Source organism: Klebsiella sp. DY2415, from assembly GCF_026314315.1.
Taxonomy (GTDB): domain Bacteria; phylum Pseudomonadota; class Gammaproteobacteria; order Enterobacterales; family Enterobacteriaceae; genus Klebsiella; species Klebsiella ornithinolytica.
In genome coordinates, this window is sequence record NZ_CP111115.1 from 2272311 (window position 1) to 2287809 (window position 15499).

General features: G+C 61.9%; 14 protein-coding genes and 1 pseudogene. 10 read left to right on the forward strand and 5 right to left on the reverse strand.

Annotated features, from left to right (window positions below; translation table 11 throughout):
* Positions 1 to 9 precede the first annotated feature (9 nt).
* Positions 10 to 846, forward strand: coding sequence for a shikimate dehydrogenase family protein (locus tag OQV00_RS10580; protein ID WP_004863178.1), 837 nt, complete (start codon positions 10 to 12; stop codon positions 844 to 846).
* A gap of 59 nt (positions 847 to 905) precedes the next feature.
* Complete coding sequence (locus OQV00_RS10585) at positions 906 to 1646, forward strand: substrate-binding domain-containing protein (RefSeq protein WP_015584119.1); 741 nt, start codon at positions 906 to 908, stop codon at positions 1644 to 1646.
* On the opposite strand, the gene OQV00_RS10590 is transcribed toward OQV00_RS10585, so the two are convergent.
* The 4 genes from OQV00_RS10590 to OQV00_RS10605 form a co-directional block, all read right to left on the reverse strand.
* Positions 1630 to 2379 (reverse strand): ABC transporter ATP-binding protein, encoded by a 750-nt coding sequence (locus OQV00_RS10590; RefSeq protein WP_004863172.1) that lies wholly within the window; start codon positions 2377 to 2379, stop codon positions 1630 to 1632. The two genes, OQV00_RS10585 and OQV00_RS10590, sit on opposite strands and share 17 nt — an antisense overlap.
* The gene (locus OQV00_RS10595; protein WP_004863169.1) at positions 2379 to 3383 is read right to left on the reverse strand and encodes a FecCD family ABC transporter permease; all 1005 of its coding nucleotides are present in this window, start codon (positions 3381 to 3383) and stop codon (positions 2379 to 2381) included. The genes OQV00_RS10590 and OQV00_RS10595 overlap by 1 nt, the downstream gene beginning before the upstream one ends.
* Positions 3373 to 4434, reverse strand: a complete 1062-nt coding sequence (locus OQV00_RS10600) for an ABC transporter substrate-binding protein (RefSeq protein ID WP_004863165.1) — start codon at positions 4432 to 4434, stop codon at positions 3373 to 3375. The genes OQV00_RS10595 and OQV00_RS10600 overlap by 11 nt, the downstream gene beginning before the upstream one ends.
* Positions 4435 to 4532: 98 nt before the next feature.
* Positions 4533 to 5339, reverse strand: a complete 807-nt coding sequence (locus OQV00_RS10605) for a DNA-binding transcriptional regulator (protein WP_004863162.1) — start codon at positions 5337 to 5339, stop codon at positions 4533 to 4535.
* 187 nt (positions 5340 to 5526) lie between these two features.
* Here OQV00_RS10605 and OQV00_RS10610 point away from each other — a divergent pair, with 187 nt between their 5' ends.
* The 8 genes and pseudogenes from OQV00_RS10610 to OQV00_RS10645 all read left to right on the forward strand — a co-directional run bounded on the left by OQV00_RS10610 (position 5527) and on the right by OQV00_RS10645 (position 13893).
* The gene (locus OQV00_RS10610) at positions 5527 to 7191 is read left to right on the forward strand and encodes a bifunctional 3-(3-hydroxy-phenyl)propionate/3-hydroxycinnamic acid hydroxylase (RefSeq protein WP_004863158.1); all 1665 of its coding nucleotides are present in this window, start codon (positions 5527 to 5529) and stop codon (positions 7189 to 7191) included.
* 1 nt (position 7192) lies between these two features.
* Positions 7193 to 8137 carry a 2,3-dihydroxyphenylpropionate/2,3-dihydroxicinnamic acid 1,2-dioxygenase gene (mhpB, locus tag OQV00_RS10615; protein WP_004863155.1) on the forward strand — a complete coding sequence of 315 codons (945 nt, stop codon included), beginning with the start codon at positions 7193 to 7195 and terminating at the stop codon, positions 8135 to 8137.
* A gap of 17 nt (positions 8138 to 8154) precedes the next feature.
* Complete coding sequence (mhpC, locus tag OQV00_RS10620) at positions 8155 to 9021, forward strand: 2-hydroxy-6-oxonona-2,4-dienedioate hydrolase (protein ID WP_015584125.1); 867 nt, start codon at positions 8155 to 8157, stop codon at positions 9019 to 9021.
* A gap of 9 nt (positions 9022 to 9030) precedes the next feature.
* Positions 9031 to 9837, forward strand: a complete 807-nt coding sequence (gene mhpD, locus OQV00_RS10625; protein WP_004863149.1) for a 2-keto-4-pentenoate hydratase — start codon at positions 9031 to 9033, stop codon at positions 9835 to 9837.
* Positions 9830 to 10780: an acetaldehyde dehydrogenase gene (gene mhpF, locus OQV00_RS10630; RefSeq protein ID WP_004863147.1), complete on the forward strand. Its 951-nt coding sequence runs from the start codon at positions 9830 to 9832 to the stop codon at positions 10778 to 10780. Before mhpD ends, mhpF begins: the two co-directional genes overlap by 8 nt.
* The gene (mhpE, locus tag OQV00_RS10635; protein WP_015584126.1) at positions 10777 to 11793 is read left to right on the forward strand and encodes a 4-hydroxy-2-oxovalerate aldolase; all 1017 of its coding nucleotides are present in this window, start codon (positions 10777 to 10779) and stop codon (positions 11791 to 11793) included. The genes mhpF and mhpE overlap by 4 nt, the downstream gene beginning before the upstream one ends.
* 68 nt (positions 11794 to 11861) lie before the next feature.
* Positions 11862 to 13058, forward strand: a pseudogene (gene mhpT / locus OQV00_RS10640) (3-(3-hydroxy-phenyl)propionate transporter MhpT).
* A 103-nt stretch (positions 13059 to 13161) separates the two neighbouring features.
* Complete coding sequence (locus OQV00_RS10645; protein WP_128318811.1) at positions 13162 to 13893, forward strand: purine nucleoside phosphorylase YfiH/LACC1 family protein; 732 nt, start codon at positions 13162 to 13164, stop codon at positions 13891 to 13893.
* 25 nt (positions 13894 to 13918) lie between these two features.
* On the opposite strand, the gene OQV00_RS10650 is transcribed toward OQV00_RS10645, so the two are convergent.
* Positions 13919 to 15499 carry a rhodanese homology domain-containing protein gene (locus OQV00_RS10650; RefSeq protein ID WP_266280294.1) on the reverse strand — a complete coding sequence of 527 codons (1581 nt, stop codon included), beginning with the start codon at positions 15497 to 15499 and terminating at the stop codon, positions 13919 to 13921.

Below are 15499 nucleotides of genomic sequence, written 5' to 3' on the forward strand. Positions count from 1 at the left end.
GAGCAGGGGATGATAATTAGTGGTAATACGCAGCTGATCGCGCATCTGGGTTATCCGACCGGTGGTTTTAAGGCGCCGATGATCTACAACCCGTGGTTCGACCGACAGCAGGTGGATGTCAAAGTGGTGCCCACGGGCGTGAAGCCGGAGGCGCTGGCGACGGTGGTTCCGGCGCTGTTTACGCTGACCAATATTATCGGTGCGCTGGTCACGATGCCGCACAAGATTGCCACCTGCGGGCTGGTGCATCGCCTCAGCCCCACGGCGACCATTGCCGGCGCCTGCAACGCCATTCGCCGCGAGGCCGACGGCACTCTGAGCGGCGATATGTTCGATGGCGATGGTTTCGTGCTCGGTATCCGGCGTAAAGGCTTTCAGCCTGAGGGGGCACGGGCGCTGGTGGTCGGCTGCGGCGGCGTGGGGTCGGCGATCGCGGCTTCGCTGGCAGCGGCGGGGGTACGCGCCCTGACGCTCTACGATAGCCACGCCGATGCTGCGCATGCGCTGGCGCTCCGTCTGCTGCAACACTATCCGCTGCTGGATATCAGCCTGATGCAGCGTGACCCGCAGGGGCACGATCTGGTGGTGAACGCCACGCCGCTGGGGATGAAGGCGGGGGACCCGCTGCCGCTCGATCCTCAGCGGTTGACGCCCGGTACCTGGGTAGGGGAAGTGGTGATGACCCAGGCCTTTACGCCGCTGCTGCAGGCCGCCCAGGCGCGCGACTGTCCGGTTCAGCGCGGTACCGACATGTTGTTTGAAATGATCCCGGCCTATCTGCGTTTCTTCAACCTGCCGGTAGCGACCCCGGAACAGCTGCGCGAACTGGCGGAAATTCGCTACTGAATCGCTGGCGGCCCGGTTAATATATCGCTCTGTTTCCGGGCATTTAGCGAGCCATCATGATGACCAACGCAGTCGTTCTGCTGGCGGCGGGGAGCCTGAAAGGGGCTTTTATCCCGCTGCTGGCAGGTTTCCATCAGCAAAGCGGTATTCGGGTCGAGGCCCATTTTGGTCCTGCAGGTTTACTGCGCGAGCGTATTGAAGGCGGGGCGGCGTGTTCGGTATTCGCCTCTGCCAACCGTCAGCATCCCCAGGCGCTGCGCCAGGCCGGGCGGGCGGGAGAATGTTATTCGTTCGCCCGCAACCAGCTGATGCTGACCGCCCGTCGCGCCGCCTGCGATGACCGCGCCGACTGGCTGGCGCTCCTCACTAACCCGCAGCTGCGTCTGGCGACATCGACGCCGGGCTGCGACCCGTCCGGCGACTATACCTGGCAGCTGTTTGAGCGCATTGAAGCCCGCTTCCCTGGCTGCGGCAGCGCCATGATGGCCCGCGCGCAGCAGCTGGTCGGGGGACGGCAGTCGCTCAGCGTCCCGCCGGGCGAGACGGCGGGAGCCTGGCTTATCCGCGAAGGGTTAACCGACCTGTTTATTGGCTATGCCCATTACGCCAGCCAGATGACGATGGCCGACGATCTGCGGACGGTAACGATTCCGGCGCCGTGGAATATCCAGGCTGATTATCAGCTGACGACGCTCGACGAGAGCGCCGGGGCGCAGCGTCTGTGCCGCTTTATCCTCGGCGCAGAAGGGCAGCAGTATCTGCAGGCCGCGGGTTTTTTACCGGCTAACGCCGAATCGTAAACTGCGGCGCCAGCAGCGGTGAGTCTGAGCCGGGGTAATCAATTTTACGCACCGCCAGGCCGTAGGCGCGCTGCAGATGCGGCTCGCTAAGCACTTCCCCGGAGCGTCCCGCCAGCCACTCGCCGTCCGGCAGTAGCAGCAGCGTATGGCTGGCGACCTGCAGGGCATGGGTGGGGTCGTGGGTGGTGAAGATCACGGTGCGCGACTGGCGATGGGCCAGGTCGCTGATGAGCTGCAGCACCACCTGCTGGTTGGACAGGTCCAGCGCCGAGCAGGGCTCATCCAGAAGGATATTCTGGCTGGCACCCACCAGCGCGCGGGCAATCAGCACCAGCTGCTGCTGGCCGCCGGAGAGCGAACGAAACGCGCGGCCCGCGAGGTCGGCGATGCTCAGCTGGCGTAACGCCTCCTCAACCCGGCGTTCATCGTCAACGGCCGGTTGGGCAAACAGACTGACTTGCCGGGCGCGGCCCATCAACACCACCTCCCGCACTTGCCAGTTGAACGCCGGGCGGAACGATTGCGGCACAATCGCTATCCCGCCTTCACTGTGGAAACTCCCGCCAAGCGGCGGCAGCACGCCGGTGAGGGTGTCGAGCAGGGTGCTTTTCCCGCGCCCGTTGGCACCGAGCACCGCCCAGATTTCACCGGGCAGGCACTGCAGGCTGAGCGGCCGGAAGAGCGGCTGACGGTGGCCGTAGCGCAGTTCCGCCAGCCGAAGCGACATGTTCATCAGACCATCCCCCGACGACGTGAGTGGATCAGTAGCCAGGTAAACAGCGGGGCGCCGAGCAACGCGGTAATGATCCCGACGGGTATCTCTGCCTGGGTCAGCGAGCGGGCCAGATCGTCGACCACGATCATTAATCCGCCGCCGAGCCAGAAGGCGGTGGGCAGCAGACGGCGGTGGTCGGCGCCGACCAGCAGCCGTGCCAGATGCGGGATCACCAGTCCCACCCAGGCGATGCTGCCGCTGACCGCCACCTGTGCGGCCACCAGCACCGCGCAGCATAGCAGCACGCCGCGGCGCAGCGCGGTGACCGAGACGCCGAGACCGCGCGCGTCTCTCTCCTCCAGCGCCAGCAGGTTGATTCGCCAGCGCAGCGCGATCAGGAGCGTGGTGCTGACGAGAATCGGCAGCGCCATGATCGCCACTTTGTGCCAGCTGGCGGTGGCGAAGCTGCCCAGCAGCCAGAAGACGATATTCGGCAGCGTCTCTTCGGTATCGGCCAGATATTGCATCAGGCTGACGAGAGCGGCGAAAAAGCCGCTGAGAATAATCCCGGAAAGAATCAGCACCAGCGTGTTTTCCCGCCCTTGCAGCGCGGCAATCAGGTACACCAGCATTAAGGCCAGCAGGCCGAAACCGAAGGTGGAGGTCATCATCAGTACGGTGTCCAGCCCCAGCAGGATGGCCAGCGTGCCGCCAAACGCGGAACCGGAGGTGACGCCAATGATATGGGGGTCCACCAGCGGGTTCTGGAACACGCCCTGCAGCGTGGCGCCGCACAGTCCGAGCGCGCCGCCGGCCAGCAGCGCCATGATGACGCGCGGCAGGCGCACCGACCAGACAATTTGCCCGGCCACGCCGTCTGCGGGCGACAGATGTCCCAGCTGGCTGAATACGTCGCTGAGGCTCAGGTGATACTGGCCGGCGCACAGCGAGGCGACAGCAATCAGCAAGGTTGCCAGCGCCAGCCCGCCTTGCAACAGCGCCGGGTGACGATTACTGAGCATCCGGCGTCCACTTCACGCGATAAAACCGCTGGTAGTACTCCTGCGCTTTGCTATCAACATCCACGCCGTTATAGCGGGAAGGATAAAGCTTTTTGGCCATCCACAGCTCGCCGAGGGCCAGCGCTTCCGGCATCGGGTAACCCCAGGCTTTGGCATACTCTGGCATCAGCCAGACGCGGTGATTTTTTACCGCGTCAATCCCTTGCCACTGCGGGTCGGATTCGATCTGTTTGACCACCTGCGGATAGCGGTCCTGGACAAAGATCACCTGCGGATTCCACTGTAAAACCTGCTCCAGTGAAACCTGACGCGCGCCCTTGACCGTGGCCGCCGCGACGTTCAGCGCGCCGGCATGTTTCATCATCAGGCCGGTGTATTTGCCGGAGCCGTAGGTATTGAGGTCTGGATTGGCCATATAGACGCGCACCCGCTGATTGTCGGGGATATCGGCGACCGGCGCGTTGGCCTCTTTGCGCGCGGCGAAGGCGGTGCGAATGAGCGTTTCCGCCTGATCTTTGCGATCGACCACCGCACCAATCAGGCGAATACCCTGCTTTAACCCTTCGTTATAGGCCTGCTCTTCATCGGCCATCGACGGGTTCATTTTGTTTTTTTCACCCGCGGCATCCTGGCGTAACGAAATAGCCACCACCGGGATCCCGGCGTTCTGAATCTGTTGAATCATCGCCTGCGGCGCATAGTTGGCGACAAACACCACCTGCGGATGCAGCGCCAGCAGGCTCTCGATATTGACCTGGGTTAAATCTCCCGGCGTTGGCAGTTGTTCAATCCCCGGCATAAAGCGGGCGAAAGCAGGGCCAAGCTGCTTTTTCCAGCTGCTCATCACGCCAACAATCTCGTCACTGGCATTAAGCTGCACCAGCAGGTTTAGGGTTTGATGCTGGAGAACGACGGCGCGGGTAATGTGGTCAGGAAGCGTCACCTCGCGGCCAAGCTGGTCGGTGACGGTACGGTCGGCAAAAGCATGACCGGCAAACAGGCAGGCGCTGACCAGCGTCAGCCCCGGTAACAAACGGGGTCGTTTTGACATGAGTGGACTCGGTTAGGTGAGAAGAATCGTCGTATATTAAAATATATAGCGTTAGCGGAAGCAATGCTTACCGGCCGGTCTACCCATTCAGGACAAGTTTACTCGTAAAAAACCGCTTCTTCGGTCATTCGCGACTCGATCTGCGCGGCGACTTTTTGCAACGGTGCCAGATATTTCTGCGCCGCTTGCTCAAGACTCATCGCCTTCGCCATATAAACCAGGTTCAGGCAGCCGATAACCCGCTGCTGGCTGCGGATCGGTACGGCGATGGAGGCGATTTTCTCCTCCTGCTGCCAGCCGCGAAAGTTTTCGCCGTAGCCCTGACGTCGTGTGCGCTCAAGTATTGCCGCCAGCTTTTCCGGCTCTCGCGCCAGCTGATACTCCTCTTCCGGGCGCGCCGCGAGGATCTCGATCATCGCCTGGCGCTCATGATCCGGGGCGAAGGCCAGCCAGGTGAGCCCCGAGGCGGTCAGCAGCAGCGGGAGCCGACGGCCGACCATCGCGCGATGAAACGACAGGCGGCTGAAGCGGTGCGTGGTTTCACGGACCACCATGGCGTCAACATCCAGGGTGGAGATATCCGTCGGCCACAGCACTTCGCGCAACAGCTCCCCCAGTAGCGGGGTGGCGAGGGCAGAAATCCAATGTTCGTCACGAAATCCTTCACTCAGCTGACGGATTTTGAGGGTTAAACGAAAGCTGTCATCGGATTGACTGCGGCGAACGTAACCCTCCTCCTGCAAGGTCTCCAGCAGTCGTCTGACGGTGGTGCGATGCAGGCCGCTAAACTCAGCCAGCGTGCCGACCGTGGCCCCGCCATCGAATTTATTTAACAAATTAAGTAACAATAATCCCCGACTCAATCCGCGGACCGTTTTGTAATCTGCCTGCCTGCTTTCGCGCATATTTCCTCGATTAATATCCAGATAAACAATGATGTGCACCTGGTGCACATCCGGTGATGTTTTGATTGTAGCGCATCCGGCCAACCCTATACTGACCTCACTGTAAAAATGTATTTACATCTATTTAACAAAGTGCCGGGCGTCAGTTTGCGACGCAGGCACGGTGTCTGAGTCGTGAGGTTCTGAAATGACAACATCGAATCCGGATATTCAACCCGCTGTACAGCATACCGCCCAGGTCGCGATCGCCGGCGCGGGCCCGGTCGGCCTGATGATGGCCAACTACCTTGGTCAGATGGGCGTCAGCGTACTGGTTGTCGAAAAACTCGAGGCGCTGATTGATTACCCGCGGGCTATCGGCATCGACGATGAATCGCTGCGCGCGATGCAGGGCATCGGGCTGGTGGACCATGTTCTCCCGCATACCACGCCGTGGCACGCGATGCGTTTTCTGACGCCGAAAGGGCGCTGTTTCGCCGATATCCAGCCGATGACCGATGAGTTTGGCTGGCCGCGGCGTAACGCGTTTATTCAGCCGCAGGTGGATGCCGTCATGTATGAAGGATTGCAGCGTTTTCCCCATGTGCGCTGCCTGTTTTCTCGCGAAGTTGAAGCCTTTAGCCAGTCTTCGGATGCGGTGACCTTGCATCTGAAGGGACCGGCGGGCGAACGCGAAACGTTACAGGCCGACTGGCTGGTCGCCTGCGACGGCGGAGCCAGCTTTATTCGCCGTACGCTGAATATTCCCTTCGAAGGTAAAACCGCGCCGAATCAATGGATTGTTATCGATATCGCCAATGATCCGCTGGCGACGCCGCACGTCTATCTGTGCTGCGACCCGGTGCGTCCGTACGTCTCCGCCGCGTTGCCGCACGGCGTAAGGCGTTTTGAATTTATGGTGATGCCCGGCGAAACCGAAGCCCAGCTCAGCGAGCCGCACAAGATGCGCCAGCTATTGAGCAAGGTGCTGCCGGATCCGGACAACGTCGAGCTGATTCGCCAGCGCGTCTATACCCATAACGCGCGTATCGCCGAACGCTTTCGCGTCGATCGCGTGCTGCTGGCGGGCGATGCCGCCCACATCATGCCGGTCTGGCAGGGGCAGGGGTACAACAGCGGCATGCGCGATGCATTTAACCTTGCCTGGAAACTGGCGCTGGTGGTGAACGGCAAAGCCGGTGAGGCGCTGCTGGACAGCTACCAGCAGGAACGGCGCGATCATGCTAAAGCGATGATCGATCTCTCGGTCACCGCCGGCAATGTGCTGGCGCCGGCGAAACGCTGGCATGGCGCGGTGCGCGACGGAATTTCGTGGCTGCTCAACTATCTGCCGCCGGTCAAACGCTACTTCCTCGAGATGCGTTTCAAGCCGATGCCGCAATACCGTGCCGGCGCCCTGCTGCTGGAGGGGGAAAGCAAAAACTCGCCGGTGGGGAAAATGTTTATTCAGCCCAAAGTCACCCTGGAGAGCGGTACGGTCACGCTGCTTGATGAGGTCATTGGCGCGAATGTCGCCATTCTCGCCTGGGGCTGCAACCCACAATGGGGGCTGAATGCCGGGCAGATAGCCCAGTGGCGCGCCGTCGGCGTGCGATTTATCCAGGTCGTGCCGGAGGTACAGATTCATCGCCAGCAGGACAATTTTGCGGGCGTTATCCGCGTCGGCGATACGCAAAACCGTCTGAAAAGCTGGTTTGCGCAGCACGATACCGCGATTGCCGTAGTGCGTCCGGACCGCTTCGTCGCCGCTGTGGCAATCCCGCAAACCCTGGGTCAAAAGCTTGACGCGCTGGCGAGCAAGATGCAGCTGGCCTCCGTGCAGACCACAACAACGATTGAACAGGTGGCTTGATATGAACGCGTATCTTCATTGTCTCTCGCATACGCCGCTGGTGGGCTATGTTGACCCGGCACAGGCGGTGCTGGACGAGGTTAACGGCACCATTGCCGACGCCCGGGCGCGGATTGCCGCCTTCGCCCCGGAGCTGGTGGTGCTGTTTGCCCCCGATCATTACAACGGTTTTTTCTACGATGTGATGCCGCCGTTCTGTTTAGGCATCGGCGCGACTTCTATCGGTGATTTCAGCAGCGCCAGCGGCGTCCTGCCGGTGCCGACGGCGTTGGCGGAAGCCTGCGCCCACGCGGTGATGAAGGAGGGGATCGATCTGGCGGTCTCTTACTGCATGCAGGTGGATCACGGCTTTGCGCAACCGCTGGAGTTCCTGCTCGGCGGGCTGGATACGCTGCCGGTTCTGCCGGTGTTTATCAACGGTGTCGCATCGCCGCTGCCGGGCTTTCAGCGCACCCGCATGCTGGGCGAAGCCGTCGGCCGCTTCCTGACCACCCTCAACAAACGAGTATTAATCCTCGGCTCCGGCGGGCTGTCGCATCAGCCTCCGGTGCCGGAGCTGGCGAAGGCCGATGCCCATATGCGCGATCGGCTGCTGGGCAGCGGCAAACAGTTGCCGCCGGTCGAGCGGGAACTGCGCCAGCAGCGGGTCATCAGCGCGGCGAAACAGTTTATCGAAGACCAGAACTCGCTCTATCCGCTCAACCCCGTCTGGGACAACCGTTTTATGAGCCTGCTGGAGCAGGGACGGCTGATGGAGCTGGATGCCGTCAGTAACGAAGAGCTGTCGGCAATGGCCGGCAAATCGACGCACGAAATTAAAACCTGGGTGGCCGCCTTTGCCGCGCTATCCGCATTTGGCAGCTGGCGCTGCGAAGGCCGCTATTACCGACCCATCCCCGAGTGGATAGCCGGATTTGGCTCGCTGAGCGCCACCGCGCAGAACTGAATTAACGGGAGAATATGATGAGCTACCAACCGCAAACCGAAGCCGCCACCAGCCGTTTCCTCAACGTGGAAGAAGGCGGAGAAACACTACGCATTCATTTTAACGACTGCGGCCAGGGAGATGAAACCGTGGTCCTGTTGCACGGCTCCGGCCCCGGCGCCACCGGCTGGGCCAACTTTAGCCGCAATATCGATCCGCTGGTTGAGGCGGGCTATCGGGTGATTCTGCTGGACTGCCCCGGCTGGGGGAAGAGCGACTCGATTGTCAATCGCGGCTCGCGTTCCGACCTGAACGCCCGAGTATTGAAAAGCGTCATTGATCGGCTGGATATCAGCCAGGTGCATCTGCTGGGCAACTCCATGGGCGGTCACAGTGCGGTGGCCTTCACCCTGAGCTGGCCGGAACGGGTGGGCAAGCTGGTGCTGATGGGCGGCGGAACCGGCGGCATGAGTCTGTTTACGCCAATGCCGACGGAAGGCATCAAGCTACTGAACGGCCTGTATCGCGAACCGACCATCGAAAACCTGAAAAAGATGATGAACATCTTTGTTTTCGATACTCGCGATCTGACCGACGCCCTGTTCGACGCGCGTCTCAACAATATGCTGTCGCGCCGGGAACATCTGGATAATTTCGTCAAAAGTCTGGAAGCCAACCCGAAGCAGTTCCCGGATTTTAGCCCGCGTCTCGGCGAAATCCGCGCCCAAACCCTGATCGTCTGGGGGCGCAACGACCGCTTTGTCCCGCTGGACGCCGGCCTGCGCCTGCTGGCCGGAATTAACGGTTCTGAACTGCATATCTATCGTGACTGCGGCCATTGGGCGCAGTGGGAACATGCCGACAATTTCAACCAGCTGGTGCTGGATTTTCTGGCGCGCAAATAAGGAGCCGTGATGACAACGCTATCTCTCGAACAGCTGGCGCAACGACTGCGCGATGCCGAAGTCCAGGGGCGGGCCATTGAACCGCTGCGCGATCTCCTCGGCACCGATAATGCGGAGGCAGCCTACGCCATCCAGCGGATTAACGTCCAGCACCACGTGGCGAACGGACGGCGGGTGGTGGGGCGCAAGGTGGGGCTGACCCATCCTAAAGTGCAGCAGCAGCTGGGCGTTGACCAGCCGGACTTCGGCACCCTGTTTGCCGACATGTGCTACGGCGATAACGCCGCTGTGCCGTTCTCCCGGGTGCTGCAGCCGAAAGTGGAAGCCGAAATCGCCCTGGTGCTTAAACACGACCTGCCGCATGCCGATACCACCTTTGATGAGCTGTACGCCGCTATCGACTGGGTGTTGCCCGCGCTGGAAGTGGTCGGCAGCCGTATCCGCGACTGGTCGATTGGTTTTGTCGATACGGTCGCCGATAACGCCTCCTGCGGCGTTTATGTCCTGGGCAGTCCGGCGCGGCGTCCGGCCGGACTGGATCTGAAAAATTGCGCTATGCGTATGACCCGTAACGAGGAAGAGGTGTCCAGCGGGCACGGCAGCGAATGTCTTGGCCATCCGCTCAATGCGGCGGTGTGGCTGGCGCGCAAAATGGCCAGCCTCGGCGAGCCGCTGCGGGCGGGCGATATTGTGCTGACCGGGGCGTTAGGCCCGATGGTGGCGATTAACGCCGGCGATCGCTTTGCCGCCCACATTGATGGTTTAGGTTCAGTAGCGGCAACGTTTGCCGCCGAAGAGGGAAGCAGTGATGAGTAAACGCAAAGTCGCCATTATCGGCTCCGGTAATATCGGCACCGATTTAATGATCAAAATTCTGCGCCATGGCCAACACCTGGAGATGGCGGTGATGGTCGGTATCGACCCTGAATCCGACGGTCTGGCTCGCGCCCGGCGCATGGGCGTCGCCACCACTCATGAGGGCGTCGGCGGCCTGATGCAGATGGCGGAGTTTGCCGATATCGATATTGTATTTGACGCCACCAGCGCCGGGGCGCACGTGAAAAACGACGCCGCGTTGCGGGAAGCCAAACCGGAGATCCGCATGATCGACCTGACGCCGGCGGCCATCGGCCCGTACTGCGTGCCGGTGGTCAATCTTGAGGCCAATCTTGCCGAGGGTAATGTCAATATGGTGACCTGCGGCGGCCAGGCGACCATCCCGATGGTGGCGGCGGTATCGCGGGTGGCCAAAGTGCACTATGCGGAAATCGTCGCCTCGATTGCCAGTAAATCTGCCGGTCCGGGAACACGCGCTAACATCGACGAATTCACTGAAACCACCTCGCAGGCTATAGAGAAAGTCGGCGGCGCGGCAAAAGGTAAAGCGATTATCGTACTGAACCCGGCGGAGCCGCCGCTGATGATGCGCGATACTGTATATCTCCTGAGCGAAGCGGCGTCGCAGCAGGAAATTGCCGCGTCGATTGCGGAGATGGCGGCCGCGGTGCAGGCCTATGTCCCGGGATATCGCCTGAAACAGCAGGTGCAGTTTGAGGTGATTCCCGAAGATAAGCCGGTCAACCTGCCGGGCATTGGCCGCTTCTCCGGTCTGAAAACGGCGGTTTACCTCGAGGTTGAAGGGGCGGCGCACTATCTGCCTGCCTACGCGGGTAACCTCGATATTATGACCTCGGCTGCGCTGGCGACGGCGGAAAAAATGGCCCAGTCAATGAACGACGCGGCGGGAGAAGCAGCATGAACGGCAAAAAAATCTATATCTCAGACGTGACCCTGCGCGACGGGATGCACGCGATTCGCCATCAATACTCGCTCGACAATGTGCGCCAGATTGCCCAGGCGCTGGATAGCGCAGGAGTGGATTCTATTGAGGTGGCCCACGGCGACGGCCTGCAAGGTTCGAGCTTCAATTACGGCTTCGGCGCCTACAGCGATCTGCAGTGGATTGAAGCGGCGGCGGAGTCGGTCAGCCGGGCGAAAATCGCCACTTTACTGCTCCCTGGTATCGGAACTCTGCACGACCTGAAAAATGCCTATCAGGCCGGGGCGCGGGTGGTGCGTGTGGCAACCCATTGCACGGAAGCGGATGTTTCCGCCCAGCATATCGCCTTTGCCCGCGAGCTGGGGATGGACACCGTTGGCTTCCTGATGATGAGCCATATGATCAGCCCGGAACAGCTGGCCCAGCAGGCGCTTAAGATGGAATCCTACGGCGCGACCTGCATTTACGTGGTCGATTCCGGCGGGGCGATGAATATGCACGATATTCGCGATCGTTTCCGCGCCCTTAGGGCGGTGCTCAAGCCGGAAACCGCCACCGGGATGCATGCGCACCATAACCTGAGCCTCGGCGTCGCCAACTCCATCGCCGCGGTGGAAGAGGGCTGCGACCGCATCGATGCCAGCCTTGCCGGCATGGGGGCCGGGGCGGGGAATGCGCCGCTGGAGGTCTTTATTGCTGCGGCGGACAAGCTTGGCTGGAACCACGGCACCGATCTGTATGCGCTGATGAACGCGGCCGATGAACGGGTGCGGCCGCTACAGGATCGTCCGGTACGCGTCGATCGCGAAACCCTGGCGCTGGGCTATGCCGGGGTTTACTCCAGCTTTCTGCGCCACAGCGAAGTGGCGGCCGCGCGCTACGGTCTGAGCGCGGTCGATATTCTCGTCGAGCTGGGCAAGCGACGGATGGTGGGCGGCCAGGAAGATATGATCGTCGATGTGGCGCTGGACCTGCTCAACCGCGCGAAATAAAAACCGGCGGCTGGCAACGAATCAGCCGTCCTTCACCTGCACCGTTTTCGCTATCGCACAGGTACCCTATGACCACGACAACCTCTGGATCGGCTTCACGCCTGATGTTAACCATCGGGCTCTGTTTTATGGTTGCCCTGATGGAAGGGCTGGATCTTCAGGCGGCCGGGATCGCCGCCGCCGGGATGGCTCACGCCTTCGCGCTCGATAATATGCAAATGGGCTGGATCTTCAGCGCCGGTATCCTCGGGCTACTTCCCGGCGCGCTGGTGGGGGGAATCCTGGCTGACCGCCACGGCCGCAAACGGCTGCTGATCGCTGCGGTCACGCTGTTCGGCCTGTTTTCCATCGCTACCGCGCTGGCAGGGAGCTTTCCGATGCTGCTGTTGGCACGCCTGATGACCGGTGTGGGGCTGGGGGCGGCGCTGCCGAATCTTATTGCATTGACCTCCGAAGCGGCCGGTCCGCGATTTCGCGGTACCGCCGTCAGCTTGATGTACTGCGGGGTGCCGGTGGGCGCCGCGCTGGCAGCGGTGCTGGGATTCTGGGGGGAAACCTCCGCCTGGCAGACGGTGTTTTGGGTCGGCGGCGTTGTGCCGCTGCTGCTGGTGCCGATGCTGCTGCGCTGGCTGCCTGAGTCCGCCGTCTTTCGCGCCGGTATGCAGAGTGCGCCGCTACGGACGCTGCTGGCGCCGGAAAACGCCAGCGCCACGCTGCTGCTGTGGCTGTGCTATTTCTTTACGCTGCTGGTGGTCTACATGCTGATCAACTAGCTGCCCATGCTGCTGATAGGTCAGGGATTTCGCGCCGGTCAGGCGGCTGGCGTCATGTTTGTTTTGCAGCTGGGAGCCGCCTGCGGCACGCTGCTGCTGGGGGCATTGCTGGATAAACTGAGTCCGCTGCTGATGTCGCTGCTGATCTATTGCGGTATGCTGGCGTCGCTGCTGGCGCTGGGTTGCGCCTCCTCCTTTCCGGCGATGCTGCTCTCGGGTTTTGTGGCCGGGCTGTTTGCCACCGGCGGGCAAAGCGTACTGTACGCGCTGGCGCCGCTGTTCTACCGCACGGAAATTCGCGCCACCGGGGTGGGGACGGCGGTGGCCGTCGGGCGGCTGGGGGCGATGAGCGGTCCGCTGCTGGCGGGAAAAATGCTGGCGCTGGGCGCCGGTACCGTTGGGGTAATGGCCGCCGCCGCGCCGGGGATTCTGCTGGCTGGCGTGGCGGTATTCTGGCTGATGAATCGCCAGAGACGGCAATCAATAGCCTGATGACGGTGCCGGGTTATGTTTCAGGACCCGGCACCGCGCCACCTTGCGCAACGGCAGACTTTGGCATACGGTAAATCATCACCCATTGATCATCTCTGCCGCCATGTCTTTTCAATCCCGGTTACTTAGCGATATTCCCGGCATTCGCTACGCCTTTCTCGATGTCCACGAAACGGCCGCCTTTCCTTACAGCGAAATGGCCCCGGTGAAGCTGGTGCACGGCAATGTGGTTCATCATTTTCAGCAGCCGGCGCCGCTTACCGACCGCCCGCATGCCGACGCGGTTTTTACCGCATCAAGTGGGCAAAAGGTGGGAGTGGTGACTGCCGATTGTCTGCCGATGCTGATGGCTTCCCGCGACGGGCGCTTTGTCTGCAGCGTACATGCGGGCTGGCGCGGTGCGGCGACCGGCATTATTGCTAATAGCCTCGATCTCTTTGCCCGACATGGCATACCGCCGGACGAGGTAGTGGTAGCGATCGGGCCGCATATTCAGGTCTGCTGCTATGAAGTGTCGGCGGCATTTTATCAGGCGCTGCTGGCGACGCCGGTGGCCGGGCTGGTCAAACAGCACCGCGAACGGCTGTTTCTGCACCGCCGTGGCCCTGAGCCTGCGGCGGAAAAAGCGCGGGCGACGGGCGACGACACAATGTGGTTCGATCTGCGGGCTTTTGGCCAGCTGCTGTTACGCCGCGCCGGGGTGCCGGAAAGTCATATTGAATGGCTGGGCAGCTGTACCTACTGTACGCCGCAGTCGCTGGGGTCGTTCCGGCGGCGTACGCACTTCCCGGCAGAGAAAACGTTCCAGTACTCGTGGATTATGCGCGAGGCCTGATATCACCCGGCATCGCGCTGCCGCGCTACAGTACCGTAAACCCGTGCGTCCCGTCGTTTGCCAGCTGGGCCACGAGGCCATACTCCCACTCCAGATAGGCCTGCATCGCTTCGCGGGAATTATCGGTTCCTTCATAGGGGCGACGATAGCGATCGCTACGCGCGCTGATCAGACGGGTTGCGCCATGCTCCAGCGGCAGACCTGAAGCGATCCACCCGGCGGTGCCTCCGCTTAATACCTGCACCGGTTTGCCGGTCAGCGCCGCCACTTCGTCGACGGCGTAGCGTGCCAGCAGGCTGCTGCCACAGGTCAGTACGTAACGGCTGGCAGAGGGAATCAGCGCCAGCGCCTGTTTCAGCCGCGAGCGTATCAGCCAGTATGCCCCGGGAATATGCCGCGCCACATAGTTGGCGCTGGTGGTGAAATCCAGAACCACCGTTCCCGGTTCGCGCAACAGCGCCGCCAGCCGGGATGCGTCGATCTCCTCTGCCGCAGGCGCCGCGGGCAGGCTGGCGGCCGGTACGCCGCGTTCGCTAAAGTTCGCCGCGCTCAGACTGCGCAGGATTGCCGTTTCCCAGCCCATTTGCGCCAGCCACGAGGCGGTTATCGCCGCGCGAATACCATCATCATCCACTAAGACCAGACGTGCGCCGCGAACGCTGGCGTGGTGATCGGTCTCCTGGACCAGCTGGCCGCCCGGTGCGCTGAGGCTTCCCGGCAGGTGACCTGCGGCGTACTCCTCCGGACTGCGGACGTCAAAAAGATAGGTGGTGCGGTCGGTCTGCTGCTGCCAGCGCCGGAGCGTGGCCTGGTCGATAACCGCCACTCCGGCTTTTTCCGCCAGCTGGCTGACCTGCTGAAGACGCTCTGTCGAAGCCCGCGATTCCTCGGCATAGCGGCGCTGCTGGTCGCGATCGAGGGCCAGTCCGGCCAGCGTCCAACCGATGGTGCCGTTACGTAAGGCATAGACCGGGTTGCTCACGCCGGCATTGATCAACGACTGGGCGCCGATAATGCTGCGGGTGCGTCCCGCACAGTTGACGACGATTGGGGTCTGCGGCGAATCGACCAGTCCGTCAATACGCAGCGCCAGCTCACCGCCGGGAACGCTGATACCGCCCGGAATACTCATGGTCTGATACTCATCGAACCGTCGGGCGTCGACAATCAGCACCGGCTGACGGCTGTCAATCAGCGCCTTCAGCTCTCCCGCGTCCAGAGAGGGGGTCTGCCGTTGGCTCTCCACCAGCTCGCCGAACGCTTTGCTGGGGGAGTTAACGTCCTGGAAGAACGCGCCGCCGCTGCGCTGCCAACCCTTCAGGCCGCCTTCCAGCAGCGCGACATCTTGATATCCCCAGCCGCGCAGGCGATCGACGGCCTGGGCGGCCAGCCCCTCGCCGTTATCGTAAACGGTGAGCGGCGTCGTCAGCCGCGGCACCCGACGGTGGATCTCCAGCTCGAGCTTGCTCAGCGGAAGATTGGCCGCAAACAGCGGGTGAGCGGTGGCAAAATCCGCTTCTTCACGCACGTCAATCAGCGCCAGTTCGGCGTGGTCGAGCAGCGACTGGCGCACTTGTGCCGGCTGGCGATAAGTGTGGATGGGCAT